At 73.6% G+C, this 25,676-nt stretch carries 24 protein-coding genes; 17 read left to right on the forward strand and 7 right to left on the reverse strand.

Features of this window, described 5'->3' with window-relative positions; translation table 11 throughout:
• Positions 1-30 precede the first annotated feature (30 nt).
• Positions 31-3,594: a polarized growth protein Scy gene (gene scy, locus ACH4SL_RS13250; RefSeq protein WP_398444589.1), complete on the reverse strand. Its 3,564-nt coding sequence runs from the start codon at positions 3,592-3,594 to the stop codon at positions 31-33.
• 197 nt (positions 3,595-3,791) lie between these two features.
• A complete protein-coding gene (gene mce, locus ACH4SL_RS13255; RefSeq protein ID WP_398444593.1) occupies positions 3,792-4,256 on the reverse strand; it encodes a methylmalonyl-CoA epimerase in 465 nt (154 codons plus the stop codon).
• A gap of 137 nt (positions 4,257-4,393) precedes the next feature.
• Here mce and ACH4SL_RS13260 point away from each other — a divergent pair, with 137 nt between their 5' ends.
• On the forward strand, positions 4,394-5,608 hold the full coding sequence (locus ACH4SL_RS13260; protein WP_398444595.1) for an acetyl-CoA C-acetyltransferase: 1,215 nt from the start codon (positions 4,394-4,396) through the stop codon (positions 5,606-5,608).
• Between the two features lie 20 nt (positions 5,609-5,628).
• Entirely contained in the window at positions 5,629-6,585 is a 957-nt protein-coding gene (gene meaB / locus ACH4SL_RS13265) for a methylmalonyl Co-A mutase-associated GTPase MeaB (RefSeq protein ID WP_398444598.1), read from the forward strand.
• 10 nt (positions 6,586-6,595) lie between these two features.
• Here meaB and ACH4SL_RS13270 read toward each other — a convergent pair whose 3' ends face one another.
• A complete protein-coding gene (locus ACH4SL_RS13270) occupies positions 6,596-7,156 on the reverse strand; it encodes a PadR family transcriptional regulator (RefSeq protein WP_398444600.1) in 561 nt (186 codons plus the stop codon).
• An 88-nt stretch (positions 7,157-7,244) separates the two neighbouring features.
• A complete protein-coding gene (murJ, locus tag ACH4SL_RS13275; protein ID WP_398444602.1) occupies positions 7,245-8,855 on the reverse strand; it encodes a murein biosynthesis integral membrane protein MurJ in 1,611 nt (536 codons plus the stop codon).
• 627 nt (positions 8,856-9,482) lie between these two features.
• Here murJ and ACH4SL_RS13280 point away from each other — a divergent pair.
• Positions 9,483-10,670, forward strand: a complete 1,188-nt coding sequence (locus ACH4SL_RS13280; RefSeq protein WP_398445316.1) for a lipid II:glycine glycyltransferase FemX — start codon at positions 9,483-9,485, stop codon at positions 10,668-10,670.
• Positions 10,671-10,778: 108 nt separating this feature from the next.
• Here the strand turns inward: ACH4SL_RS13280 and ACH4SL_RS13285 are convergent, their stop codons facing one another.
• Positions 10,779-12,143, reverse strand: coding sequence for an MFS transporter (locus ACH4SL_RS13285; protein ID WP_398444604.1), 1,365 nt, complete (start codon positions 12,141-12,143; stop codon positions 10,779-10,781).
• 69 nt (positions 12,144-12,212) lie between these two features.
• Here ACH4SL_RS13285 and ACH4SL_RS13290 point away from each other — a divergent pair, with 69 nt between their 5' ends.
• Positions 12,213-13,199 carry a DUF5937 family protein gene (locus tag ACH4SL_RS13290; protein ID WP_398445318.1) on the forward strand — a complete coding sequence of 329 codons (987 nt, stop codon included), beginning with the start codon at positions 12,213-12,215 and terminating at the stop codon, positions 13,197-13,199.
• A 214-nt stretch (positions 13,200-13,413) separates the two neighbouring features.
• On the opposite strand, the gene ACH4SL_RS13295 is transcribed toward ACH4SL_RS13290, so the two are convergent.
• On the reverse strand, positions 13,414-13,764 hold the full coding sequence (locus ACH4SL_RS13295; protein ID WP_398445320.1) for a DUF3817 domain-containing protein: 351 nt from the start codon (positions 13,762-13,764) through the stop codon (positions 13,414-13,416).
• 228 nt (positions 13,765-13,992) lie between these two features.
• On the opposite strand from ACH4SL_RS13295, the gene ACH4SL_RS13300 reads away from it, so the two are divergent.
• From ACH4SL_RS13300 to ACH4SL_RS13355, 12 genes are all read left to right on the forward strand, one after another.
• Positions 13,993-14,805 carry a DUF2127 domain-containing protein gene (locus tag ACH4SL_RS13300; protein ID WP_398444606.1) on the forward strand — a complete coding sequence of 271 codons (813 nt, stop codon included), beginning with the start codon at positions 13,993-13,995 and terminating at the stop codon, positions 14,803-14,805.
• A 6-nt stretch (positions 14,806-14,811) separates the two neighbouring features.
• Positions 14,812-15,450, forward strand: a complete 639-nt coding sequence (locus tag ACH4SL_RS13305) for an AIM24 family protein (protein WP_398444608.1) — start codon at positions 14,812-14,814, stop codon at positions 15,448-15,450.
• Positions 15,450-16,100 carry an AIM24 family protein gene (locus ACH4SL_RS13310; protein ID WP_398444611.1) on the forward strand — a complete coding sequence of 217 codons (651 nt, stop codon included), beginning with the start codon at positions 15,450-15,452 and terminating at the stop codon, positions 16,098-16,100. Before ACH4SL_RS13305 ends, ACH4SL_RS13310 begins: the two co-directional genes overlap by 1 nt.
• Positions 16,097-16,822: an AIM24 family protein gene (locus ACH4SL_RS13315; protein WP_398444613.1), complete on the forward strand. Its 726-nt coding sequence runs from the start codon at positions 16,097-16,099 to the stop codon at positions 16,820-16,822. The genes ACH4SL_RS13310 and ACH4SL_RS13315 overlap by 4 nt, the downstream gene beginning before the upstream one ends.
• 76 nt (positions 16,823-16,898) lie before the next feature.
• Positions 16,899-17,381, forward strand: a complete 483-nt coding sequence (locus tag ACH4SL_RS13320; RefSeq protein WP_398444615.1) for a MarR family winged helix-turn-helix transcriptional regulator — start codon at positions 16,899-16,901, stop codon at positions 17,379-17,381.
• Positions 17,382-17,577: 196 nt separating this feature from the next.
• Positions 17,578-18,138: a SigE family RNA polymerase sigma factor gene (locus ACH4SL_RS13325; protein ID WP_398444617.1), complete on the forward strand. Its 561-nt coding sequence runs from the start codon at positions 17,578-17,580 to the stop codon at positions 18,136-18,138.
• A complete protein-coding gene (locus ACH4SL_RS13330) occupies positions 18,131-19,060 on the forward strand; it encodes a hypothetical protein (RefSeq protein ID WP_398444619.1) in 930 nt (309 codons plus the stop codon). The genes ACH4SL_RS13325 and ACH4SL_RS13330 overlap by 8 nt, the downstream gene beginning before the upstream one ends.
• 15 nt (positions 19,061-19,075) lie before the next feature.
• Positions 19,076-20,341 carry an Ig-like domain-containing protein gene (locus ACH4SL_RS13335; protein ID WP_398444621.1) on the forward strand — a complete coding sequence of 422 codons (1,266 nt, stop codon included), beginning with the start codon at positions 19,076-19,078 and terminating at the stop codon, positions 20,339-20,341.
• A 71-nt stretch (positions 20,342-20,412) separates the two neighbouring features.
• On the forward strand, positions 20,413-20,922 hold the full coding sequence (locus tag ACH4SL_RS13340; RefSeq protein ID WP_398444623.1) for a MarR family winged helix-turn-helix transcriptional regulator: 510 nt from the start codon (positions 20,413-20,415) through the stop codon (positions 20,920-20,922).
• 38 nt (positions 20,923-20,960) lie between these two features.
• Positions 20,961-21,317, forward strand: coding sequence for a DUF3817 domain-containing protein (locus ACH4SL_RS13345; protein ID WP_398444625.1), 357 nt, complete (start codon positions 20,961-20,963; stop codon positions 21,315-21,317).
• A gap of 85 nt (positions 21,318-21,402) precedes the next feature.
• Positions 21,403-23,103: a methylmalonyl-CoA mutase gene (locus ACH4SL_RS13350; protein ID WP_398444627.1), complete on the forward strand. Its 1,701-nt coding sequence runs from the start codon at positions 21,403-21,405 to the stop codon at positions 23,101-23,103.
• Between the two features lie 104 nt (positions 23,104-23,207).
• Positions 23,208-23,399, forward strand: coding sequence for a DUF397 domain-containing protein (locus ACH4SL_RS13355; RefSeq protein ID WP_398444629.1), 192 nt, complete (start codon positions 23,208-23,210; stop codon positions 23,397-23,399).
• Positions 23,400-23,494: 95 nt separating this feature from the next.
• On the opposite strand, the gene ACH4SL_RS13360 is transcribed toward ACH4SL_RS13355, so the two are convergent.
• A complete protein-coding gene (locus tag ACH4SL_RS13360; protein ID WP_398444631.1) occupies positions 23,495-24,142 on the reverse strand; it encodes a TetR/AcrR family transcriptional regulator in 648 nt (215 codons plus the stop codon).
• 306 nt (positions 24,143-24,448) lie between these two features.
• Between ACH4SL_RS13360 and ACH4SL_RS13365 the strand changes: the two genes are divergently transcribed.
• On the forward strand, positions 24,449-25,426 hold the full coding sequence (locus ACH4SL_RS13365) for a co-chaperone YbbN (protein ID WP_398444634.1): 978 nt from the start codon (positions 24,449-24,451) through the stop codon (positions 25,424-25,426).
• Positions 25,427-25,676: the final 250 nt, after the last annotated feature.

Consider the following 25,676-nt stretch of genomic DNA (forward strand, 5'->3'; position numbering starts at 1 on the left):
CATTGCGTATTCGGCATGGAGAATGTGCGCTCAATCGAGTGGCTGATCGTCGCTGCGCTTGCCACCTGACCTGGCAGGACCGGTGGACGCTCCAGCCGAGACCGTACTCTTCGGCGATTTGCCCGCGCCACCCGGAGCCTCGAACTGCTCCAGCGCGGCCAGCACGTCCTGCACCCGGCCGATCTCCGCGTTGATGTCCTCGCGGCGGCGCGACAGCGTCTCCAGCTCGCGGCGGCCCTGCTCGACGATGTGCGCGGCCTCGGCGCGCGCGTCGGCCCTGACCCGCTCGGCCTCGCGCTCGGTCTCCGCCTTCTTCTGCTCGGCCTCCTTGAGCAGGCCCTCGACCTTCTTCACCGCGGCGATCCGGACCTTGCTGGCCTCGGACGTCGCGGTCGACTTGATCTCGGCGGCCTTCTGCTCGGCCTCCCGCAGCTGCTCGGTCGCCGCGGCCACCAGCTTGTCGACCCGCTCGCCGACCACCCGCATCGCCTCGGCGGCCTCCTTGCGGGAGCGGTCGTGCAGCGCCTCCACCTCGGACTCGACCCGCTGCCGCAGCTCGTCGGTGCGCTCGCGGATCGTCGTGGCGTCCCGGCGGGCCTCGCCGAGCAGCGTGTCGGCGTCCGTACGGGCCCGCTCGACCATGCCGTTGCCCTCGGCGGTCGCCTCGCCCACCAGCCGCTCGGCCTCCGCGCGGGCGGCCGCGACCAGGGTGTCCGCCTGCTCCTCGGCGGCCTCGGCGAGCCGCCGGGCCTCCGCCTGCGCCTTGCCGACCAGGGTGTCCGCCTGCTCCGCGGCCTCGCTGCGGCGCTTGTTGGCCGCCTCCCGGGCCTCGTCCAGGATGCGCTGCGAGCCGGCCCGCGACTCCTCCGCGGTCTGCTCGGCCTCCGCCAGGCCCGCGCGGGCCTTCGCGCCGAGCCGCTCGGCCTCCTCGCGCGCCTTGCCGACCAGCGTGTCGGCCTGGTTGGCGGCGTCGGTACGCATCCGGTTGGCGTCCTCGCGGGCCTCGGCGCGCAGCCGGTCGGCCTCCTCGATCGCCTCCGAGACCGTACGGTCGGCCAGCGACCTGGCCGCCTCCGACTCCTCCTGCGCCACCGCACGCAGCCGCGCGGCGTCCTCCGCGGCGCGCTCGCGCTCGGAGTTGGCGTCGGCGTGCAGCCGGTCCGCCTCGCCCTGCGCCTCGGTGCGCATCCGCTCGGCCGCGTGCTCGGCGGCCGAGCGCAGCCCGGCGATCTCCTGCTCGGCCTCCTGGTGCAGGTTCGCGACCGCGTCCCGTACCTGCTGGGCGGTCTGCTCGGCCGCCGCGACCAGCTCGGTGGCCCGCTGCTCGGCCTCGGCCGCCAGCCGGTCGGCCTCCGCCGCCGCGTCCTCGACCCGCTTGCGGGCCGCCGCGAGCAGCTCCTCGCTCTCCTCGCGGGCCCGCGCCCGCTCCTGCTCGGCCTCGGCCCGCGCGGTCGACAGGTGCTCCTCGGCCGCCCGGCGCCGCCGGGCCGCCTCCTCCTGCGCCCCGGCCAGCGCCTCGGCGGCCTCGGCGCCCAGCCGCTCGGCCGCCGCGGACGCCTCGGCCCGCAGCCGGTCGGCGGTCTCCTGCGCCTCGCCGCGCATGCGCTCGGCCTCCGCGGCCGCGTCGGCCTGCACCCGCAGGGCGACGTTCTCGCCCTCGGCCCGGGTCTGCGCCGCGTCCGCCGCCGCCTCGTCCCGCAGCCGTACGGCCTCGGCCTCGGCCTGCTCGACGAGGGTGCGCACCCGCTCGGCGGTCTCCTGGCGGACCCGCTCGGCGTCCTCGGCGGCCTCCGCGCGCAGCCGGTCGGCGTCGGCGCTGGCCTCCCGCAGGTTCTTCTCGGCGGCCCCGACCCGGGTCTCGGCCTCGGCGCGCAGCCGGACGAGGTCGGCCTCGGCCTCCTCGCGCATCCGGGCCACGACGGTCTCGCCCTCGGCCCGCTGCTCGGCGGCGGCCTGCTCGGCGGCCTCCCGGACCGCCGCGCCCTGCCGCTCGGCCTCGGCCCGCAGCTCGTCGGCCTCGGCGCGGGCGGTGCGCAGCGCCTCCTCGGCCTTGGTGTTCAGCGCCGACGCCCGCTCCACGGACTCGGTGCGCATCCGCTCGGCCTCGCCGGCCGCGCTCTGCCGCTGCTCGTCGCCGTCCGCCTTGGCCTTGGCCAGCAGCTCCTCGGCCTTGCTGGCGGCCTCCTCGATCTGCCCGACGGCCTCGCGGCGCGCCTCGCCGCGGATCCGCTCGCCCTCGGCGACCGCCTCGGCGCGCAGCTGCTCGGCCTCGCCGCGCAGCCGGCGGGCCTCCTCCTGCAGCTCGACGGTGCGGGCGCGGTACTCCTTGGTGTCGTCCTGGGCGGCGCCGCGCAGCTCCTGCGCCGAGGACTCCGCCTCGCCGCGGACCCGGTCCGCCTCGGCCTGCGCCTCCTTGCGGATGCGCTCGGCCTCCTCGCTCGCGCCCTTGGTGGTCGAGCGGGCGTCCTCCGACGCCTTGGTCAGGATCTCCTCGGCCGAGCGGGCGGCCTGCGCGAGCTGCGCCGCCGCGTCCTCGGCGGCCGCCGCGCGGGCGGTCTCCTGCGCCTCGGTACGGATCCGCTCGGCCTCGGCGCGTGCGTCGGCGACGGTCTGCTCGGCGTCCGCCTTGGCGGTCTCGGCCTCCTTGGTCGCCTCGCTCACCATGCGGGCGATCTCGGCCTTGGCCGTCCGGGTGCGCTGCTCCATCTCGGCCTCGGCGGCCGCCAGCCGCTTGGCGGCGCCCGCGGCGGCCTCCTCGCGCAGCTTGTCCGCCTCCGCGGTCGCCGCCCGCAGCCGCTCGTCGGCCTCCCGGACCCGCTCCTCGGCGAGCCGGGACAGCTCGGCGGCGCGCTGCCGGGCCTCGTCGGACTCGCTGCGGCTGCTGGTGCGCAGCTGCTCGGCCTCGGCGGTGGCCTCCTGGGCCTGCGCGGACGCGGCGGTCAGCAGCCGCTCGGCGTCCGTACGCGCCCGCCGCAGCACCTGCTCGGCCTCGGCGCGCGCGGCCTGGGCGTCGGAGGTGAGCCGGTCCCTGGTCTGCTCGGCGACCCGGGTGGCCTCGGCGCGGGCGGCGGCCAGCGCCGCCTCGGACTCCGCGCGGGTCTCGTCCAGCAGCCGGCGGGCCTGCGCCTCGCTGCGGGCGCGCAGCTGCTCGGCCCACGCGACGTTCTCGTTGACATGGCCCTCGACGCTGGCCCGCCGCTCGGCCAGCTCCTCGTCGAGCTGGCGGCGCCGGGCGATGGCCTCGGCGTGCCACTCGGCCTCGAAGCGGCCCTGGTGCTCGGCCTGCTCCTGCAGGAGGCGCTGGGTCTGGGCGCGGGCCTCGCGCAGCTCGCGCTCGGCGTCCGCGCGCAGCTGGTCCGCCTGGATCTGGGCGTTGCGCAGCAGCTGGTCGGCCTGGTGGCCGATGTTGTCGTAGGCGGGGCGGGAGGCCAGCATCCGGCGGGCCTCGTGCAGCTTGGCACGCAGCACCTCGACCTGGTAGCCGAGGTCGTCGGCGTGATCGACCGCCTTGCCCCGCTCGGTCCGCAGCCGCTCCATCTCGGCCTCGAACTGAGAGAGGTGGTCGTCAGCCCGGTAGCTGTCGTTGCCCCGCACTCCGCGGTCCCATCGGTCTCCTGGCGTTCTCACCCGCCAACCGGGTGAGCTTCCTCGCGGCCCCGGGTGAATCGGGGCCACACAAGGAATGGTGTCAGATCAACGGCGCGGAGCGGGAGCGTACCCAGACCCCACCCCGGTCGGCCCGGCCACTCTACCGGGCAGCACGGGGATAAGGTCAGTGGTCCTCGACAGGTTCAGCGGTCGGCGGAGGGCGGGTCGCCGGCCGCGGAGGAGTGGCCTCCGGCGGCGGTCACCAGTTCGGTGAGGACGCCGTGGCAGTCCTTGGGGTGCAGGAAGGTGATCCTGGAGTCCATGGAACCGCGCCGCGGCTCGTCGTAGAGCACCCGTACGCCCTTGTCTCGGACGGCCTCGGAGTCCGTGTCGACGTCCGCGGTGCCGAAGGCGATGTGGTGGACGCCCTCGCCGTTCTTGGCGAGCCACTTGCCGACCGCGCTGTCCTCCCGGGTCGGCTCCAGCAGCTGGAGGTAGGAGGCGCCACCGTCGTCCGTACCGTTGATCCTGAGCATGGCCTCGCGTACGCCCTGCTCGTCGTTGACCTCGGTGTGGAAGACCTCGAAGCCGTAGGTGGAGCGGTAGAACTCGACGGTCGCGTCGAGGTCGGTGCAGGCGATCCCGATGTGGTCGATACGAGTCAGCATGGAACCAGTGCACCGTACGGCCCGCGATTACACAACGTGCGCGCTGTCACACGTTCTGCCGGGTGACGCGGGGTCTACCGGTCAGTACATTGACGCTAACCCTCGTTAACCTCTCTTCTGTGGAAGGGACCCGCACCATGACAGCCACGACCAGCAGGACCAGCAGCACCCGCTCGGTGATCGTCGCAGGTGCCCGTACGCCCATGGGCCGGCTGCTCGGCAGCCTGCGCGGCTTCTCCGGGTCCGACCTCGGCGGCATCGCGATCAAGGCCGCCCTGGAGCGGGCCGGCGTGAGCGGCGACCAGGTGCAGTACGTGATCATGGGGCAGGTGCTCCAGGCCGGCGCCGGCCAGATCCCCGCCCGGCAGGCCGCGGTCAAGGGCGGCATCCCCATGTCGGTGCCCGCGCTCACCGTGAACAAGGTGTGCCTGTCCGGGCTGGACGCGATCGCGCTCGCCGACCAGCTGATCAGGGCCGGCGAGTTCGACATCGTGGTGGCCGGCGGCCAGGAGTCCATGACCAACGCCCCGCACCTGCTGCCCGGCTCCCGCGCGGGCCACAAGTACGGCGCCCTGGAGATGCTCGACTCGATGGCCCACGACGGCCTCACCGACGCCTTCGAGAACATCGCGATGGGCGAGTCCACCGAGCACCACAACACCCGGCTCGGCATCGCCCGCGCCGACCAGGACGCCTTCGGCGCGCTCTCCCACCAGCGGGCCGCCGCCGCGCAGAAGAACGGCCTCTTCGACGCCGAGATCACCCCCGTGGAGATCCCGCAGCGCAAGGGCGACCCGGTCGTCTTCGGCAAGGACGAGGGCATCCGCCCGGAGACCACCGCCGAGTCGCTCTCCCGGCTGCGCCCCTCCTTCGCCGCCGACGGCACGATCACCGCGAGCACCGCCTCGCAGATCTCCGACGGCGCCGCGGCCGTCGTCGTCATGAGCCGCGCCAAGGCCGAGGAGCTGGGCCTGTCCTGGATCGCCGAGATCGGCGCCCACGGCAACGTCGCCGGACCCGACAACTCGCTCCACTCCCAGCCCTCGAACGCCATCGCGCACGCCCTGGGCAAGGAGGGGCTGACCGTCGGCGACCTGGACCTCATCGAGATCAACGAGGCCTTCGCGGCCGTCGCCGTACAGTCCATGAAGGACCTGGGCGTGACACCTGAAAAGGTGAACGTGAACGGCGGGGCCATCGCGCTCGGCCACCCGATCGGCATGTCCGGGGCCCGTATCGTGCTGCACCTGGCACTGGAGCTCGGCCGCCGCGGCGGCGGCACCGGCGCCGCGGCCCTGTGCGGGGGCGGCGGGCAGGGCGACGCGCTGATCCTGCACGTGCCCGCGAACTGACGTTACGGAGGAGCGCCGCGATGGTGGATGTCGGGGAGCTGGTCGAGCAGGCCCGGGCCGGGCGGCCGCGGGCCGTCGCACGGCTGATCTCGCTGGTCGAGGGGGCCTCCCCGCAGCTGCGCGAGGTGATGGCCGCGCTCGCGCCGCTCACTGGCGGGGCCTACGTGGTGGGCCTGACCGGCTCGCCCGGCGTCGGCAAGTCCACCACCACCTCGGCCCTGGTGACCGCCTACCGCAAGGCGGGCCGCCGGGTCGGGGTGCTCGCGGTCGACCCGTCCTCGCCCTTCTCCGGCGGCGCGCTGCTCGGGGACCGGGTGCGGATGTCGGAGCACGCCTCCGACCCCGGCGTCTACATCCGCTCCATGGCCACCCGCGGCCACCTCGGCGGCCTGGCCTGGGCCGCCCCGCAGGCCATCCGCGTGCTGGACGCCGCCGGCTGCGACGTGATCCTCGTCGAGACCGTCGGCGTCGGGCAGTCCGAGGTCGAGATCGCCGCGCAGGCCGACACCTCCGTGGTGCTGCTCGCCCCCGGCATGGGCGACGGCATCCAGGCCGCCAAGGCCGGCATCCTGGAGATCGGCGACGTCTACGTCGTCAACAAGGCCGACCGCGACGGCGCCGACGCCACCGCCCGCGAGCTCAACCACATGCTCGGCCTCGGCGAATCCCGCGCCCCCGGCGACTGGCGCCCGCCGATCGTCAAGACCGTCGCCGCCCGCGCCGAGGGAGTCGACGAGGTCGTCGAGGCCCTCGACAAGCACCGCGCGTGGATGGAGGAGCACGACGTCCTGGCCACCCGCCGGGCCGCCCGCGCCGCCCGCGAGATCGAGACCATCGCCGTCACCGCCCTGCGCGCCCGCCTCAGCGCCCCCGGCTCCTCCCATGACCTCCCGGCCCTCGCCCACCGCGTCACCGAGGGCACCCTCGACCCGTACACGGCGGCGGACACCCTGATCGCGGGTCTGACCGGCGAGTAGCCGGCCCCGTTCACGCCGGACCGAGCCGGGCGCGCAGGACCGCCGCGGACTCCAGGCACCAGGCGCGGGTCTCGCGTTCGAGGGCGAGGCCGCGGCGGCAGGTGAGGTAGGGGCCGATGGTGGGGGATTCGCGGAGGAAGTCGGGCTCGGGGACGTCGCCGCGGATGAGGGACAGGAGGTCCTCGTAGCCGGCGATGCGGGCGAGGGAGGACTCCGCGCGCGCGTCGAGCTGGGCGATGACGTGGGCGGTGTCGACGTGGTCCGCGGTCTGGACCATCACCAGCAGGTCGTCGCGGATGAAGGTCGGCTTGGAGTCGGCGGCGACGAAGCGCTCCAGCTCCGCGAGGCCCTCCGCGGTGACGGTGAAGACCCGCTTGTTGGGGCGGCTGGTCTGGACGACCTCGCGCCCCGCGACCAGGCCCTCCGCCTCCAGCTTGGACAGCTCCGCGTAGAGCTGCTGGGGCAGCGCGTGCCAGAAGTTGGCGACGCCGATGCCGAACGCCTTGGCCAGCTGGTAGCCGCTGAACTCGTTGTCGAGCAGTGCCGCGAGCACAGCGTGCCGCAGTGCCATCGTCAGCTCCCTCCCGCCCGCGCGGGGCACGGATGACCCGCTCAGCTTACTCAAGGATTGTAGTATTCGCCTTTGTGAATACGGGTGTTCAGGACCTGCGCGGCCGCAGCGCCAGCCCCAGCGGCCGGGCCAGCACCACCGCGGGGGCCAGCAGCGCCGCCCCGCCCAGCAGCAGGCCCGCCGTGTCGCCCGCCAGGCCCGTACCGAGCCGGTCGGTGCACACGTGCGCCGCCCACAGCGACAGGTACGCCCCCGGCAGGAACGCGCCCAGCAGCCGCAGGTGGTGGCCCAGCACCCCGGGGCGCCAGCCCAGCCGGCGGCGCAGCAGCGTGGACGTCGCCAGCAGCCCCGCGGTGCACGCCACCGCGTAGCCCGCCGCCATGCCGGTGACCGCCCAGCGGGCCGGCAGCAGCGCGTACGAGGCCGCCGCCAGCGAGGCGTTGACGGCCGCGATCAGGACGTTGAGGAAGAACGGGGTCCGGGTGTCGCCGAGCGCGTAGAAGCCGCGGGCCAGCAGGTACTGGCCGGCGAACGCGGGCAGGCCGAGCGCGAAGGCGGTGAGCATCCAGCCGATCGCGCCCGCGTCCGCGTCCGTCGTCGCGCCGTGCTGGAAGACCACGCCGGTGATCTGCGGGGCGAGCGTCACGAAGGCGAGCGCCGCCGGGACGACCGCGACGCCCGACGCGTTGAGCCCGCGCGTCAGGTCCGCGCCGATCGCCGCGTGGTCGCCGTCCGCCGCGGCCCGGCTCATCCGCGGCAGCAGCGCGGTCACCAGCGACACCGTCACGATGCCCTGCGGGACGACCCACAGGCTGTACGCGTTGCTGTACGCGGCATAGCCCACGCCCGTACCGTGCCCCGCGGCCAGCGCGTGCTCGCCCGCGGACGTCGACAGCCGGGTCACCACCCAGTACGCGCCCTGGTTGACCAGCACCAGCAGCAGCGTCCACACCGCCGCCCGCATCGGCTGCGTCAGGCCCGCGCCGCGCCAGTCGAACCGCGGGTGCCAGCGGAAGCCCGACGCGCGCAGCGACGGCAGCAGGCCCAGCGCCTGCACCGCGATGCCCGCGGTGCTGCCCAGGCCCAGCACCAGCGCGTCCCGGTCGTCGATGCCGCCGCGCGCGGTGCCCAGGTAGAGGCCGAACACCGCGATGACCACGAGGTTGTTGAGCACCGGCGTCCACATCATCGCCGCGAAGCGGTTGCGGGCGCCCAGCACCTGGCCGAGCAGCGTGAAGACGCCGTAGCAGAGGATCTGCGGCAGGCAGTAGCGGGCGAGCGACACCGTCAGGTCGCGCTGCGCCCCGTCGAAGTCCGGCGCGTACGCGGACACCAGCAGTGGCGCGGCGAGGACCGCGAGCGCGGTCACGGCGAGCAGGCCCACCGCGCACAGGGTGAGCAGCCGGTCGGTGTACGCCTGGCCGCCGTCCGCGTGCTCCTTCGCCGCGCGCACCAACTCCGGGATGAAGACGGACTGGAGGGCGCCGCCGATCATCAGCGCGTACACGATGTTCGGGACGGTGTTGGCGACGCTGAAGGCGTCGCCCGCCGCCGCGGTGCCGACGGCCGCGGTGATGACCGCGAGCCGCAGGAACCCGGTGGCCCGGGAGACCAGGGAGCCCGCCATCATCGCCCGGCCGCTGCGGGCGAGCGAGGTCTTTGCGTGCCTCGTGCGGGGGCGGGTTGCCGCTGGCGCCAACCCGTACCCCTGTTCTTTGCGCTCGCGCGCGGGACGGGGGGTACGGGCCTCGCGTGCCACTGGGCGATGGCGGCCTTCCGGGCGGTGCGCCCGGGCCCCTGCGGATGTCTGTCGCGTACGACGACGCTCCTGTCCTGCGCGCAGTTCCCCGCGCCTCCTCTCGCTCCGGGGTGCCACTTGCGGTGGCGCCCGCGACCTTGCCGCCGGTGGTGGGCTGGTCGCGCAGTTCCTCGCGCCCCTTTCGCCGCGGGGTGCCACTTGCGGTGGCGCCCGCGACCTTGCCGCCGGTGGGGGGTTGCTCGCGCAGTTCCTCGCGCCCCCAAGACGCCCGCCCTGCGTGCTGAGGGCAAGCCATCAGGGGCGCGGGGAACTGCGCGACCGGCCACGACGAAAGGTGCGCCCCGCCACCGGCACGAGGTGGAAGCCCGGTCCGGTGTGGGCCACCGGCCGTACGCGGTGCGACCCGCGCGGGTGCGAGGTCCGACGTCAGTCTGGGGGGCGGGCGGGGCCCGGGACAGAGCCGGGGGGTGTCGGGAATCTCTCGGTCACAAAGACCCCTCCGCAGGCGTGGGAAGTCGTGAGCGGGCCGGTCCCGGGCCGCCGTACGGGGAGGACCGCGTCGTGACGATGACCACCCACCAGCACGTACCGAAGGCCAAGGTCCCCGCCGGGGAAGGGAACGCGCTCCGGTTGGAGACGATCGGTGCCGACCTGCACGGCGCGTTCCTGCGGCGGCCCGGCGGCCACACGGCGAGCTTCCTGCAGACGCCGGCCTGGGGGCGGGTCAAGGCGGGGTGGCGGTCGGAGAGCCTGGGGTGGTTCGACGGGGACGGGCGGCTGCTCGGCACCGCGCTGGTGCTCTACCGCCAGCTGCCGGGCCTGCGGCGCCTGTTCGCGTACCTGCCGGAGGGCCCGGGGGTGGACTGGGCCGACCCGCAGCTGGAGCGGTGGCTGGACCCGCTCGCGGACCACCTGCGGGAGGCGGGCGCCTTCGCCGTACGGATGGGGCCGCCGCTGGCCTACCGGCGGTGGTCGGCGCGGACGCTGAAGGACGCGGCGGGGCCGGGGAGGCGGGTGGGCGACATCCTGCCGGACCTCGTCGAGCCGCTGGGCGCCGCCGTCGCCGACCGGCTGCGCGAGTCGGGCTGGCGGCGCTGCGGCGAGGACGGTCAAGGCGGCGACGCGCAGCCGCGGCTGGTCTTCGAGGTGCCGCTGGCCGGGCGGGGCCTGGACGACCTGTGGACGGGCCTGAACCAGGAGTGGCGCCGCAACGTCAAGAAGGCGGGCAAGAGCGGGGTGCGCACCGACGTGGAGGGCCCGCAGACGCTGCCGGACTTCCACGCGCTGCTGCGCGTCACCGAGCGCCGCGACGGCTTCGACCTGGGCCGCGACCTCGACTACTACCAGCGGCAGTACGCCGAGTTGAACGCCGGGCAGCCGGGCAGCATGCGGCTCTACACCGCCCGCCACGAGGGCGAGCTGCTGGCCGCGCACACCCTGCTGACCTCACCGGACGGCGTCCGCGTCTGGTACCAGACGGGCGCCTCCGCCGACCACCGCCGCGAGGTGCGGCCGAGCAACGCGCTGCAGTGGCGGATGCTGTGCGACGCGCTGCTCGCGGGCGCCGCGGTCTACGACATGCGCGGGATCCCGGACGACCTGGACCCGGCGTCGCGCGCGCACGGCCTGCTGCGCTGGAAGCTGGGCACCGGCGGTGAGGCCGTCGAGACGGTGGGGGAGTGGGAACTGCCGCTCCAGGGCGCGGTCAACAAGGCCCTGCACCGCGCGATGCACGCCTACCTCACCCGCCGCTGAGACCCGCCGCCGAGCCCCGCCGCCGCTCCCGGCGCGAACCCGGCGCGAACCCGGCGCGACCCCGTACCGTACGGGGAATCCCCGCAGGTCAGCGGCGGGCGACGCGCGTCACGCGGTGAGCATCACCGGCGCCTGGCGGGTGCGCCGCACCGCGCGCAGGACGAGCAGCACGCACACCGTGCCGCCCGCGCCGGAACCGGCGATCACGGCGTAGGGCGGGGCCCATTCGGCGAGCGCGCCGCCGACGGTGATGCCGAGGCCCTGGAGGGTCATCAGGCCCGCGCCGAGCAGCGTCATGGCCTGGCCGCGGGTGTGGTCGGGCACATCGGTGACGAACCACTTGTCCATGCCGAGCGCGTACGCCGCGCTGAGCCCGGTGAGCAGCAGCAGGACGAGCGCCAGCGGCAGCGACGGGTCGAGCGCGAAGAAGACCAGCGGGACGAGCGAGATGCCGGCCAGCGGCAGGACGATACGGTCCCGGGTCGCGGGCGACAGCAGCGTGCCGGCCAGGATCTCGCTGGCCGCGGTGCCCGCGGGCATCGCGGCGAGGAAGAGGCCGTAGCCCACCGAGCCCGCCCCGACGTCCTCGGCGAAGGGCGCCGCCAGGCCCTCCGCGACGATGAAGAACATCGGCGGTATCCACCACATCAGCAGCAGCGCCCGGATGCGCGGGTCGGCCATCAGGCGCCCGGTGGAGCGCAGCGACTCGCGCAGCAGCTGCCCGCTGCGCGTGACGCGGGCGGGGCGGTCGCGGGTGCCGAGCCGCAGCAGCAGCGCCGATCCGGCGAAGGTCGCGGCGGTCACCAGCAGCGCGGAGCGCGGGGTGAGCCACACCAGTAGGAGGCCGCCGACGCCGAAGCCGACGATCTGCGAGCCCTGCGCGACGATCCGCACCAGCGAGCGGCCGAGCACGTACCGCTCGCCCTGGAGGATGTCGGCCAGGCTCGCGGCGCGGGTGCCGGTGAACAGCGGCGCGACGAGCGACATGACCACCCGCAGCGCGAAGAGCACGGCGATGGGCGTGCCGGGTATCGCGGTGGCCGCGACGCAGGCGCAGGACAGCACGTCGCAGGTGACCAGGACCCGGCGTGCGGGGTAGCGGTCGGCGATGCCGGACAGCAGCAGCCCGCTCAGCGCGTAGGGCAGGTAGGTCAGGGCGAAGACGAGGGCGGACAGCACGGCCGAGCCGGTCTCGGCGTAGACGAGGACGGCGAGTGCGACCTCGGCGAGCACCCCGCCGAGCATGGACAGCACGTGCGCGGCGAAGATCGGGCGGAATTCGCGGACCTGGAAGACAGCTCCGTAGCCGACGGCGTCGGCCGCGGTTTCCGCCGCGTTCTCCTTGTCGCCGCCGGGGGTGTTGGCGGTGTTCCGCGGGGAGTCCGCGTTTTCCGCGCGGGTTTCCGCGCGTTCTTCTCCGGCCGGCGAAGCGGGGTCGACCCCGCGTGGCGGGTGCTCGCTGTCCGTTGTCATGCCATCACCCTGGAGCCACACGGACCCCACGTGTAGTCTTTCGCGTACAGGCGAATCTTGGGGGTCATGATGTCGCTTCGCATGCGATTTGCGGCTGAGGACCTGCTCAAGTGCCGTTTCGCGATCTCGCCGCTGCGCGAGACGCAGGGCGCGGTGCGTACGCTCTCCCGTCCCGACCGGCACGGCCACCACCTGCCGTGGCTGCGTCAGGTGCGGGCCGCCGCGGCCGGGCTCGACCTCGCGCCGCTGTGGCTGCTCGCGCCCGAGCAGGGCTTCGGCCCGGATTTCCTCCAGCCCGTCCCGGACCTGCCGCTCGCCTCGCTCGACGAGGAGCTGGACCGGGTGCGGGCCACCCCGCCGGCCACCGCCCGGCGGCAGCTCGCCGCCGCCCTCGCCCAGACCCCGGGCGCTGCGGACACCCGCAGGGGCCGCGCGATGCTCAACGACCCCGCGGGCACCGTGCAGCAGCTCGCGGGGCTCTACGAGCACGTCTGGGCGGCGCTGCTGGCCCCGCACTGGCCGCGGCTGCGGGCGGTGCTGGAGGCCGATGTCGCCTACCACGCCCGGCGGCTCGCGGACGGGGGCATGCAGCGCCTGTTCACCGGGCTGCACCCCAGACTGCACTGGTCGGACGGCGCCCTCACCACCCCGGGCACCGCGGGGCCCGTGCCGGAGCCCGGCGGGCGCGGCCTGGTGCTGGTGCCCAGCGTCTTCTTCTGGCCCGAGGCGGGCAGCGCCTTCGACCCGCCCTGGCAGCCCGTCGTCGTCTACCCCGCGCGCGGCATCGGCGGCCTGTGGGCGCCCGGCGGGCCGACCGCGTCCGACACCCTGGTGCGGCTGCTGGGCGCCAACCGGGCGGCGATACTCAGCGGCCTGGACGCCCCCAGCACCACCACCGCGCTGGCGCACCGGCACGTGATGGCCATGTCGTCGGTGTCCGCGCACCTCGCGGTGCTGCGCGACGCGGGCCTGCTGACCTCCCGCCGCTACGGCCACCAGGTGCTCTACGAGCGCACCCCGCTGGGCATCGCGCTGGCCACCGGCGGGCTGCTCTGACCTGCCCGTCCGGGCGCCGCGGGGGCCGGAAGCACCGCGTCCGCCCAGCAGACGCACAGCTTCCGCACGTGACGCAATCGTGACCGCGGTGCTACGGGAAGATGTCCGGATCTTGCCGCCGCCCGGCCAGATACCGATCGGCGGCGACCACTTCGGCGGCGACCACCCCAGGCGCGACCACCCCAGCGCCGACCGCCTCGGCGGCGCCGGGCGCTCAGGCGCCCACGGTCTCCGAGCGCCCGCGCGCGGCCACCGCCGCGCCGACCGCGTCCTCCGACTCGCGGGCCAGCGTGCGCTCGGCGAAGAAGCCGCCGGTCGGCAGCACCGACAGCAGGAGCAGCCAGCCCGCGCGCTTCCAGCCCCAGCGGGTGCTGCGCCACGCCAGCGCCCAGAAGACGACGTAGAGGATGAAGAGGATGCCGTGCACCATGCCCATGACCGGCACCGCGTTGAAGTCCGTGGCGCGCTTGAGCACCGAGCAGACGAGCAGCAGCAGGAAGGAGACCGCCTCGGGGGCGGATACCAGGCGCAGCCTGCGCAGCGCGCCGGCGGTCTTCAGGTCCACGGGGTCCACGGGGTACCTCACTGTCGTACGGGGCGGGCCACTCCGCCGGTCGGGACGATCGCGGGCCGATCTTGTGATCGCGTTCACAAGACCTCTCCATTATCAACCCCCGGCGTCGGCGACCTGCCCCTGGGGTAGGAAACCGCACGGCGGGCGGTAGCGTCCCTGTCCACGACAGCGTTCGTGATGAGTGCACGACACCGAACACCCAACGGGGACCGAGGGACGATGAGTATCGACTGGGACCGCCGGCACTGCGCGCGCAAGGGCCACATCACCTACGCGCCGGACGAGCTGCGGCTCCGCGGCCGGCTGCACGCCGGCACCGCGGTCGGCGAGGTGTGGCGCTGCCTGCGCTGCGGCGACTTCGTGCTCGGCGAGCCGCACGGCTCGGGCCCCGCCGACCAGGCCCCGCTGGTGCCGCGCGGCCGGGCGCTGCGCGACCTGTTCATCCTGCGCTTCCTCGCCGTCGAACGGATCCTGCGCGGGCTGCTGATCGTGATCGCCGCGTGGGCGGTGTGGAAGTTCAGCAACTCCCAGGACGCGGTCCGCAAGCTCTTCGAGGACGACCTCACGGCCTTCAAGCCCGTCGCCGACCACTTCCACTACGACCTCGACCACTCGCCGGTCGTCGACTCCATCCGGAAGTTCTTCGACTACAAGAAGTCGACGCTGCAGGTCGTCGCGGCCGCGCTGCTCGGATACGCGCTCATCGAGATCGTCGAGGGCTTCGGCCTGTGGTGGGCCAAGCGCTGGGCGGAGTACCTGACGGTCGTCGCGACCGCCGCCTTCCTGCCGCTGGAGGTCTACGAGCTGACGGAGAAGGTCAGCTACTTCAAGATCGGCACCCTGGCGCTCAACGTCCTCGCCGTCCTCTACATCCTGCTCGGCAAGCGGCTGTTCGGCCTGCGCGGCGGCCACAAGGCCTTCGAGGCCGCCCGCCGCAGCGCCTCGCTGCTGGAGGTCCAGGAGGCCGCCGGCGCCGGTGACGAGCCCGAGCCGCTGCCCGTACGCCCGCGTACGGCAAGCGGGACGGGCTGAGCCGCGATGGCCGTCTTCCGGCTCCAGAGCACCCGCGTCCTCGCCGTCGACCTGGCCGGCGACGCGGTCAAGGCCAAGAAGGGCGCCATGGTCGCCTACGAGGGTGAGGTCACGTTCAAGAAGATGACCGGCGGCGGCGAGGGCCTGCGGGGCCTGGTCACCCGGCGCGTCACCGGCGAGGCGATGGCCGTCATGGAGGTCAGGGGCCAGGGCACGGTGTACTTCGCCGACCGGGCCACCGAGATCAACCTCGTCCGCCTGACCGGCGAGAAGCTGCACGTCGAGGCGAGCAACCTGCTGGTCACCGAGCCGTCGCTGCGCACCGGCACCACCTTCACCGGGCTGCGCGGCGCCTCGCAGGGCAACGGCCTGTTCACCACCACCGTCGAGGGCAGCGGGCAGGCCGCGATCATGTCCGACGGCCCCGCGATCGTGCTGCGCGTCACCCCCGGCATCCCGCTGGTCGTCGACCCGCAGGCATACGTCGCCCACACCGGCGAGCTGCGCCAGCAACTGCGCAGCTACGTGTCGTTGCGCACCCTCGTCGGCGAGGGCTCGGGGGAAAGCTTCCGCATCCACTTCGAGGGCGACGGCCTGGTCTACGTCCAGCCCAGCGAGCGCACCGCGATCGGGGGGCAGGTCTGATGCCCTTCACCCGGATCAACTCCAAGCTCGTCGAGGCGCGCATCGTCCCCGGGCAGCGGATGTTCAGCCAGCGCGGCGCGATGCTCGCCTACCGCGGCGCCGTCAGCTTCACCCCCAGCATCACCGGCGGGCAGGGCGGTGTGATGGGCATGATCGGCCGCCGCGTCACGAACGAGGCCACCCCGCTCATGACGGTGGAAGGGGACGGCACCGTGCTCTTCGGCCACGGCGGCCACCACATCCACTCCGTCGACCTCACCGGGGAGACGCTCTACGTCGAGGCCGACCGGCTGCTCGCCTTCGACGGCTCCCTCGTCCAGGGCACCATGTTCATGGGCTCCCAGGGCGGTGTCATGGGCGTGATACGGGGCCAGGCCACCGGCCAGGGGCTGTTCACCACGACGCTCCAGGGCAAGGGCTCGGTCGCGGTCATGGCGCACGGCGGCGTCTTCGAGCTGCACGTCACGCCCGGTCGGCCCGTCCACGTCGACCCGCAGGCGTACGTCGCGCACCGCGGCGACCTGCAGAACAAGCTGGTGACCGCGATCGGCTGGCGCGAGATGGTCGGCCGCGGCTCCGGCGAGGCCTTCCAGCTCGAACTGAGCGGCCAGGGCACGGTCTACGTCCAGGCCTCGGAGGAGAAGCTGTGAGCCACCCCGTCCAGGGCCCCGTCGTCTTCGACGCCTACACGCTGCCCAGCAACGACAACGTCAACCCGTACGCCTTCAGCGTCGACCTCGACGGCCAGTGGTTCCTGCAGAAGGGGAAGATGATCGCCTACTACGGGCAGATCGACTTCCACGCCATCGGCCACGGCCCGCTCGACCGGCTCGTCGCCGCGAACTTCCACTCACCGCTGCACGCCGCCGCGTGGGTCGTCGCCCAGGGCCGCGGCAAGATGCTGCTCGCCGACCGGGCGTACGACATCAACTCCTACGACCTCGACAACGGCAACCTCACCATCCGCTCCGGCAACCTGCTGGCCTTCCAGCCCGGACTGGTCCTCAAGCAGTCGATCATCCCCGGCTTCCTGACGCTGCTCGGCACCGGCAAGTTCGTCGCCGCCTCCAACGGCGCGGTGCATTTCGTCGAGCCGCCGATCCGGGTCGACCCGCAGGCCCTCGTCGGCTGGGCCGACTGCCCGAGCCCCTGCCACCACTACGACCACGCCTACATGCGCGGCGTGATCGGCGGCATCCGCGCGCTCACCGGAATCGGCGGCGCGTCGGGCGAGGAGCACCAGTTCGAGTTCAGCGGCGCGGGCCAGGTGCTGCTCCAGTCCACCGAGGAGCTGCTGCCCGGCCAGGACACCGGAGGCGTCCCGGCGAGCGCCGGCCCCGGAGTGCCCGGCGCGGCCCGCCCCGGGAGCTGACGGCTGCCGCTGCGTACGGTGACGGCACCGCTACCCGGGTGAACGTACGCGATTCAACGGACGGTAGAATTCGCCCATGACGACGGAGACCGCGGACAGCGCGACGACCTGGCTCAGCGAGGAGGAGCAGCGCGCCTGGCGCATCCACCTCGATGTCAGCCGGCTGCTCATGTACCAGCTGGAGCGCGACCTGCACCCCTTCGGCCTGACCAACAACGACTACGAGATCCTCGTCAACCTCTCCGAGGCCGACGACCACCGGATGCGGATGAGCGACCTCGCCAAGTCCACGCTGCAGAGCAAGAGCAGGCTCTCGCACCAGATCACGCGCATGGAGGCCGCCGGCTACGTCCGGCGGGAGAACTGCGAGTCGGACCGGCGGGGCCTCTACGCGGTGCTCACCGAGCAGGGCTGGGAGACCATGCGGGAGGTCGCGCCGCGGCATGTCGCCTCGGTGCGCGAGCACTTCATCGACCTCATCCCGCCGGACGGGCTCGCGGCCTACCACGCCGCCCTCGCCCCGGTGGCGGCCCACCTGAGGGCCACGCGCCCGCGCTGAGCCCTGCGGTTGGCCGGGCCCGCGTCCACGCACCGGGATGCCTCTCGCAGAGGGCGTCGCGACCAGCCCACCACCCACGGACGGTCCCGGCACGGGCAGAATGTGGCAACCCGGTGGGCACGGCACCCCGCAGGGAAAACTCACGTGTCACCTGGCGGCGCCCTCGCGCGTGAGAGATGCGGGAGGGCCACGACAGATGACCGCACAACCCGCGGAGCGCACCGCGGATTTCGATGACTTCTACACCGCGACGGCCAAAAAGATGGTCGCCGTCGTGTTCGCCGTGACCGGCGACCTCGGGGAGGCGGAGGACGCCGTCCAGGAGGCCTACGCACGGGCGTGGACCCGCTGGGACGCGCTGACGGCCGAGGGGGACCCGACGCCCTGGGTCAGGACCGTCGCGCTCCGGCTCGCCGTGAGCACCTGGCGCAAGGCGCGCAACCGCATGCGCGCCCACTTCCGGCACGGCCCGCCCGCGGACGCGCCGGCGCTCGCGCCGGACCGGGTCGCGCTGGTGGACGCCCTGCGCACACTCGGCGACGACCAGCGCACCGCCGTCGTCATGCACCATCTGCTGGACCTGCCGGTCGACGAGATCGCGCGGGAGACGGGGGTGTCCTCCGCCGCGGTGCGGACCCGGCTGAGCCGCGGCCGCAAGGCCCTCGGCGCCAAGCTCAGGGAAGAACCCGAGCCCGCGGACCCCGACCGTGCGCGCCACGACCGGCGACCCATCCGAGAGGTGCCCCTCCATGGCTGACGAACTCGACGACCGCCTGCACGACCTGGCGCACGACGCCGAACAGCTCGTCGTCCTGGCCGGCCCGCAGGCCGCCCGCTCCCGCGGCGAGAAGCGCCGCGCCCGGCGCCGCGCGACCGCCGCGGGCACCGCCGTCGCGCTGGCCCTCGGCGTCACCGGCTGGCAGCTGCTGCCGCGGCTGGAGCAGGCGGACGGCACGCACACCGCACCGCCCGCCGCGTCCGGCACCGCCTCCGGCACCGCGTCCGCGAGCCCGACGCCCGCCCGCGAGGCGCTGAGCGAGCGGCTGCTGCCTGCCAACGCGCTGCCCTACGCGGTGAAATGGCAGTGGAAGGCCACGGACGCCGCAGGCCTCGACGAGTTCCCTTCGCAGTGCGAGCCGCCCTCGCCGGACGGCGCGGTCGTCGAGGTGACCGGCCAGTACGTCTCGGAAATGGTCACCGGGACCGCGTACGAGCGGCTTCTGGCCTACCCCGACGGGCCCTCCGCGACCGCGGCCGCGGAGCAGCTGCGGGAGCGGATCGCCGCCAAGTGCGGGATGGACCTCGTCGACGTCCACGACAGCGTCTGGGGGCGGCTCGTGGCGCACCGCGCGATGGGCTCCTCCAAGAAATTCCCCGGCATGACGGTGTGGATCCAGTACGAGGGGCAATACGTCGCCGTACTGGTGGTGGACAGCCCCAAGAGCCCGCTGACGTGGAAGCCGGGCGACGAGCCGGACGGCCCGCGACCCGCCGGCTGCCTCGCCGACTCGCTCGACGACCTGGCCCTGTCCACGTCCCCCGACGTCGCCGCCACGAAGGGCCTCCCGGGCGACCGCCACTTCACCGTCGGCGGCGCACCCACCAGCAATGCCTACGCCTCCGGCACCGGCGGTACCGCCCCGGACAAAGGCGCGTACTCCTCGACCGACGACTGCTGACAAGGACCCATCACCGTGTTCCGCACCTTCGGCATATCCGCTTCCCGCCGCTCCGGCGCCCTCGCGGCCCCCGCCCTGCTGCTCGCCCTGGCGCTCGGCGCCGCCGCGTGCGGCGGCGACGACACCTCCTCCGACGGGGCCGCCCCCGGCGACGGCGGCCCGGCCGCCACCGCGTCCGCCTCCGCCGCCGGGAAGGTCACCGTCTCCCCGGCCGCCGGCAAGAGCGTCGCCCCCGGCACCCCCGTGACCGTCACCGCCGCGGGCGACACCCTCGGCACCGTCACCGTCACCCCGAAGGGCAAGGCGTCGGACGGCGTCGACCCGGTCGAGGTGACCGGCAAGCTCGCCGCCGACGGCCACACCTGGACGTCCGACCGCACCATGACGCCCGGCACCGCGTACACCGTCACGGTCACCGCCACCGACGCGGCCGGCAAGCAGGCCACCACCACGAGCGACTTCCGCACCACCGCCGCGGGCAAGGTCAACGGCGTGACCGCGACCCCGCTCAACAACGCCGTCGTCGGGGTCGGCCTGCCGCTCTCGCTCGCCTTCGACAAGCCGGTGGCCGACAAGGCCGCCGTCGAGCGGGCCCTGAGCATCACCACCACCCCCGCGGTCAAGGGCAGCTGGGGCTGGCTCACCGACCCGCTCACCGGCATCCAGCGCGTCGACTGGCGTCCGGACACGTACTGGCCCACCGGCACCAAGGTCACCCTGACCGCCCGGCTCAGCGGCATCGACACCGGCGACGGGCGCTTCCTGCGCCGCGACATCCACGACACCTTCAGCGTCGGCACCGCCCGCATCTCGTACGCGGACCTCGCCAAGCACACGATGCGCGTCACCGAGAACGGCCGCACGGTCAAGAACTTCAAGATCTCCGGCGGCAGCTCCGCCTTCCCCACCTGGAACGGCACGATGGTGGTGATGGCCAAGCAGTCCACGGTCCGGATGACCTCGGCGTCGGTCAACATCGCCACCAGCGAGGACTCCGCCGACTTCTACGACGAGGACGTGCACAACGCCGTCCGCATCACCACCTCCGGCACCTTCGTGCACGCCGCGCCCTGGAACGACCGCTACATGGGCAAGCAGAACAAGAGCCACGGCTGCATCGGGCTGAGCGACGCCGACGCCAAGTGGTTCTTCGACAGCGCGGTGCGCGGCGACGTCGTCGTGTCCACCGGCTCCACCCGGGCCGTCGTCGACAAGGGCAACGGCTACGGCGAGTGGAATCTCTCCGCGGACCAGTGGCACGCGCTCAGCGCCCTCGCCTGAGGCACCGCGGGCGGTGCCCGACTGCCGAGACGGCCGTGACCACGATGTGACCGACGGGTAGGCTCGGGCGCGTGTCAAAGCCCCTGAGCCTGCCCTTCGACCCCATCGCACGTGCCGACGAGCACTGGACCCAGCGCTGGGGCGGGGTCCCGTCGATGGGCGCGATCACCTCGATCATGCGCGCCCAGCAGATCCTGCTGGGCCAGGTCGACGCGGTCGTCAAGCCCTACGGACTGACCTTCGCGCGCTACGAGGCGCTGGTGCTGCTCACCTTCTCCAAGGCGGGCGAGCTGCCGATGTCCAAGATCGGCGAGCGCCTGATGGTCCACCCCACGTCGGTGACCAACACCGTCGACCGGCTGGTGGCCTCCGGCCTGGTCGACAAGCGGCCCAACCCCAACGACGGCCGCGGCACCCTGGCCTCGATCACCGACAAGGGCCGCGAGATCGTCGAGTCCGCGACCCGCGACCTGATGGCGATGGACTTCGGCCTCGGCGTCTACGACGCGGAGGAGTGCGCGGAGATCTTCGCGCTGCTGCGGCCGCTGCGGATCCACGCCGGAGACTTCGAGGAGGGGTGAAATTCGGGGCCGCGGAGCCCCGGGTTACGCTCGTTGCCATGAAACACAGCGTGCTGACCCGCTACCGGGTGATGGCCTACGTGACCGGCGTCCTGCTGATCGCCCTCACGCTCGCCGTCATCGGCAAGTACGGGCTCGACATCAGCGGCGCGGGCACCGCCACCACCGTGATCGGCTTCGCCCACGGCTGGCTCTACGTCGTCTACCTCGTTTTCGCCTTCGACCTGTGCTCCAAGGCGAAGTGGCCGCTCGGCCGCATGGCCTGGGTGCTGCTGGCCGGCACCGTGCCGACCGCCGCGTTCTTCGTCGAGCGCCGCGTCTCGCGCGAGCTGGCCCCGCTCGTCGCGCCCGCGCAGGCGGACGAGCCGGAGCCCGTCCAGCCCGCGAAGGCCTAGGACGGGTCCGACAAATCTGCGGCTCACCCGGTTGGTGAGCCGCGTGTCATCGACATTTACTAGGACGTCCTAGTAAATTTGGAGTATGGACGCTTCGGAGATCGAGACAGGCCGCACCCGCTGGCAGGCACGCTACGACTCCAGCCGGCGCCGCGACGCCGACTTCACGACGCTCTCCGGTGACCCGGTCGAGCCGGTGTACGGGCCGCCGCCCGGCGCCGACGTACCGGGCTTCGAGCGCATCGGCTGGCCGGGGGAGTACCCCTTCACCCGCGGGCTGCACGCCACCGGGTACCGCGGCCGGACGTGGACGATCCGGCAGTTCGCCGGGTTCGGCAACGCCGAGCAGACCAACGCGCGGTACCGCCAGATCCTGGCCAACGGCGGCGGCGGGCTCTCCGTCGCGTTCGACATGCCGACGCTCATGGGCCGCGACTCCGACGACGCGCGCTCGCTCGGCGAGGTCGGCCACTGCGGGGTCGCGATCGACTCCGCCGCGGACATGGAGGTGCTCTTCCGCGACATCCCGCTGGGCGACATCACCACCTCCATGACGATCTCCGGGCCCGCCGTCCCGGTCTTCTGCATGTACCTGGTCGCCGCCGAGCGGCAGGGCGTCGACCCGGGGGTGCTCAACGGCACGCTCCAGACCGACATCTTCAAGGAGTACATCGCGCAGAAGGAGTGGCTCTTCGCACCCGAGCCGCACCTGCGGCTCATCGGCGACCTGATGGAGCACTGCGCGACGGCCATCCCGGCGTACAAGCCGCTGTCGGTGTCCGGCTACCACATCCGCGAGGCGGGCGCGACGGCCGCGCAGGAGCTGGCCTACACCCTCGCCGACGGCTTCGGGTACGTCGAGCTGGGCCTCAGCCGCGGCCTGGACGTCGACACCTTCGCGCCCGGCCTGTCCTTCTTCTTCGACGCGCACGTCGACTTCTTCGAGGAGATCGCCAAATTCCGCGCCGCCCGCCGCATCTGGGCCCGCTGGCTGCGGGACGTGTACGGGGCGCGCTCGGACAAGGCGCAGTGGCTGCGCTTCCACACCCAGACCGCCGGGGTGTCGCTCACCGCCCAGCAGCCGTACAACAACGTGGTGCGCACCGCCGTGGAGGCGCTCGCCGCGGTGCTCGGCGGCACCAACTCGCTGCACACCAACGCGCTGGACGAGACGCTCGCGCTGCCCAGCGAGCGCGCCGCCGAGATCGCGCTGCGCACCCAGCAGGTGCTGATGGAGGAGACGGGCGTGGCCAACGTCTCCGACCCGCTCGGCGGCTCCTGGTACGTCGAGGCGCTCACCGACCGCATCGAGCGGGACGCGGAGGCCGTCTTCGACCGCATCCGGGAGCTGGGCGAGCGGGCCGTGCCGAGCGGCGAGCACCCGATCGGGCCGATGACGTCCGGCATCCTGCGCGGCATCGAGGACGGCTACTTCACCGGCGAGATCGCCGAGGCCGCCTTCCAGTACCAGCGCGCGCTGGAGAAGGGCGACAAGCGGGTCGTCGGCGTCAACTGCCACACCGGCTCCGTCACCGGTGACCTGGAGATCCTGCGGGTCGGCCACGAGGTCGAGCGCGACCAGGTGCGGGCGCTCGCCGGCCGCCGCACCGCGCGCGACGAGGCCGCGGTGCGCCGCGGCCTGGACGCGATGCTGGACGCGGCGCGCTCCGGCGGCAACATGATCGCGCCCATGCTGGACGCGGTCAGGGCCGAGGCGACGCTCGGCGAGATCTGCGACGTCCTGCGTGCCGAATGGGGCACATACGCGGAACCCGCCCGCTTCTGAGCGCCCCACGCGTCCCTCTGTCCGCCCCCCAAGGCGCTGACCTGGACATTGGCCGTGGTCGGTAGATTCGTCGAGACCCGACCGCCCTCCAGGAAAGGACGTGTGTGGCCCTCGAAGCGACCGTCGGTGACGACGGGATGGTCTACATAAGGGAGACGGAACAGCCGGACGTGGTGGCGGTGACCACCACCGCGAAATGGGAGGCCTTCGTGAAGGGCGTCCTGGCGGGGGAGTTCGACCACTTCACCGCCGAGCGTACCGGGGGGGAGACGGCGCCGGTGCGCAGCCTCTCCTGAGCCCGGGGATCGGGAGCGGCCGGGGGCCCGGGGGAGGGCCCCGGGGGGGGTACGGGAAGGGCGGGGCGCACGCCGTACGGGCGGTGCGGGACCTCTCAGTCGAGGTCCCGGGCCGTGTGCAGCCCCGCGAGTCCGACGACGAGGAGCCCGGCGAGCCGACGCGCCCACTCCTCGTCGGCCGGCTCGGACGAGACCATCACGCGGTGCACGACGGCCCCGGCGACCACGTCGAAGATCAGGTTGTCCCGCCAGGGCGCCGCGGCGCCGTCGTCCGCGGGGATCTCGCCGCGCGCCTGGGCGCGCTCGCGGCCCAGCACCACCAGGTGCTTCTGCCGGTCCACGATCGCCGCGCGGATCCGCAGCCGCAGCGCGTCGTCGTACGCCGCCTCGCCGATCACCGCCATCAGCGCGGTCCTGGTCTCCGGGCGGTCCAGCAGCTCGGCGAAGCGCAGCACCACCCCGCGGATGTCGGCCTCCAGGCTGCCGCGGTCGGGCAGTTCGAGCTGCTCCTCGAAGAGCGCCGCGACCGCGTCCACGGCCAGCTCGTTCTTGCCCGCCCAGCGCCGGTAGACGGTCGTCTTGGCCACCCCGGCGCGCGCCGCGACGTCCCCCAGCGTCAGCCGGCTCCAGCCGACCTCGGCCAGCGCGGCGCGGGTGGCCGCGAGGATCGCCCGGTCGAGCCCGGCGCTCCGCGGCCGCCCGGTGCGTCTGGCCGGTGGCGGCCCGGCGGCGGTGGGAGGCATACGCGGACCATACCCGTCGGTAAGTACCGTGACGAGTGAGCTGATTCACAGGGTCCGCCGCCGCGCGGTGCGCGCGGGTGCAGTTACGCTACAGCTCGTAGCGAAACACGACGCGGCTCGTGGCGACAACCACGCCGGTGACAACTACGCCGGTACGGATGGGGATCCGTACCACCACGACCGTGCCGCCGGGCGGCGGCGCGGCACCACACGACCGGGTGGTCGGGGCCCCGCGAACCGGCGGGTGGCCCGGCCTGATCCCGGGACTGTGCACCACTGGGGTCCGCGAGGGGGGAGGATTGCCTCATGCAGCCACGGAACATGTCCATGAGCGGGGTGGTCGACCTCGCCGCGGTGAAGGCGGCCAGTGAGGCCAAGGCGAAGGCCGAGCAGGCCCGGGCGCAGCGGCAGGAGGCCGGCGCCGCCGGCGCGGCCGTCCCCGCTTCCCCGCTCGTCATCGAGGTGACCGAGGAGACCTTCGAGAGCGACGTCCTGCAGCGCTCCACCGAGGTCCCGGTCGTCATCAGCTTCTGGGCCGACCAGGCCGAGCAGAGCAAGCAGCTCAACACGGTGCTGGAACGGCTGGCCGGGGAATACCGCGGCCGGTTCGTGCTGGCCACCGCCGACGTCTACGCCAACCAGCTGCTCTTCCAGCAGTTCCAGGTGCAGGGCGTGCCCGCGGTCTTCGCGGTGATCGCCGGGCAGGCGATGCCGCTCTTCCAGGGCCTGGCGCCGGAGGACCAGATCACCGAGGTGCTCGACCAGCTCGTCGCGGTGGCCGAGCAGCGCTTCGGCATCGTCGGCGAGGAGGTCGACCCCGGCGCCGCGCCCGAGCCCGCCGAGGCCGCGCCGCCGCGCCCCGCCACCCCGCAGGAACTGGCGCTGGGCGCCGCGCACGACGCGCTGGACGCCGGTGACCTGAGCGGTGCGGTGCAGGCGTACCGGAACGTGCTCGCCGACGAGCCCGCCAACACCGAGGCCAAGCTCGGCCTCGCGCAGGCCGAACTGCTCCTCCGCGTCCAGGGCGTGGACGCGGGCGCCGCGCGGCAGGCCGCCGCCGACGCGCCGGGCGATGTGCAGGCCCAGCTCACCGCCGCCGACCTGGATCTGGTGGGCGGCCATGTCGAGGACGCCTTCGGGCGGCTCGTCGACACCGTTCGCCGTACGGCGGGCGACGACCGCGACGCCGTACGGCTGCGGCTGCTGGAGCTCTTCGAGGTCGTCGGCCCGGACGACCCGCGCGTGGTGAGCGCGCGGACCGCGCTGGCCAGGGTGCTGTTCTGAGCCCGTGTTTCCCGCGTACCGCGGCCCTGTGACGGGGCCGCGGTACTCAGCGGATGAGTGATCCGGCGACCGCTCTTTATCAAACCGTGACAGTGGGCGGTTGCCGTCACGCGGGGTGAGAACGCCACCCTGATTTGCCGGCCGATCGTCATATATGCCGGACTTTCTCCCCCCTGTTTCTGTCACCTTGCGTCAGCATGCCTCGAACTGCTGCGCGGCTCGCGACACTTATCCGTTACTCGCTAGTAAC

This window comes from Streptomyces sp. NPDC021020 (genome assembly GCF_044333285.1).
In the GTDB taxonomy this organism is placed as follows: Bacteria; Actinomycetota; Actinomycetes; order Streptomycetales; family Streptomycetaceae; genus Actinacidiphila.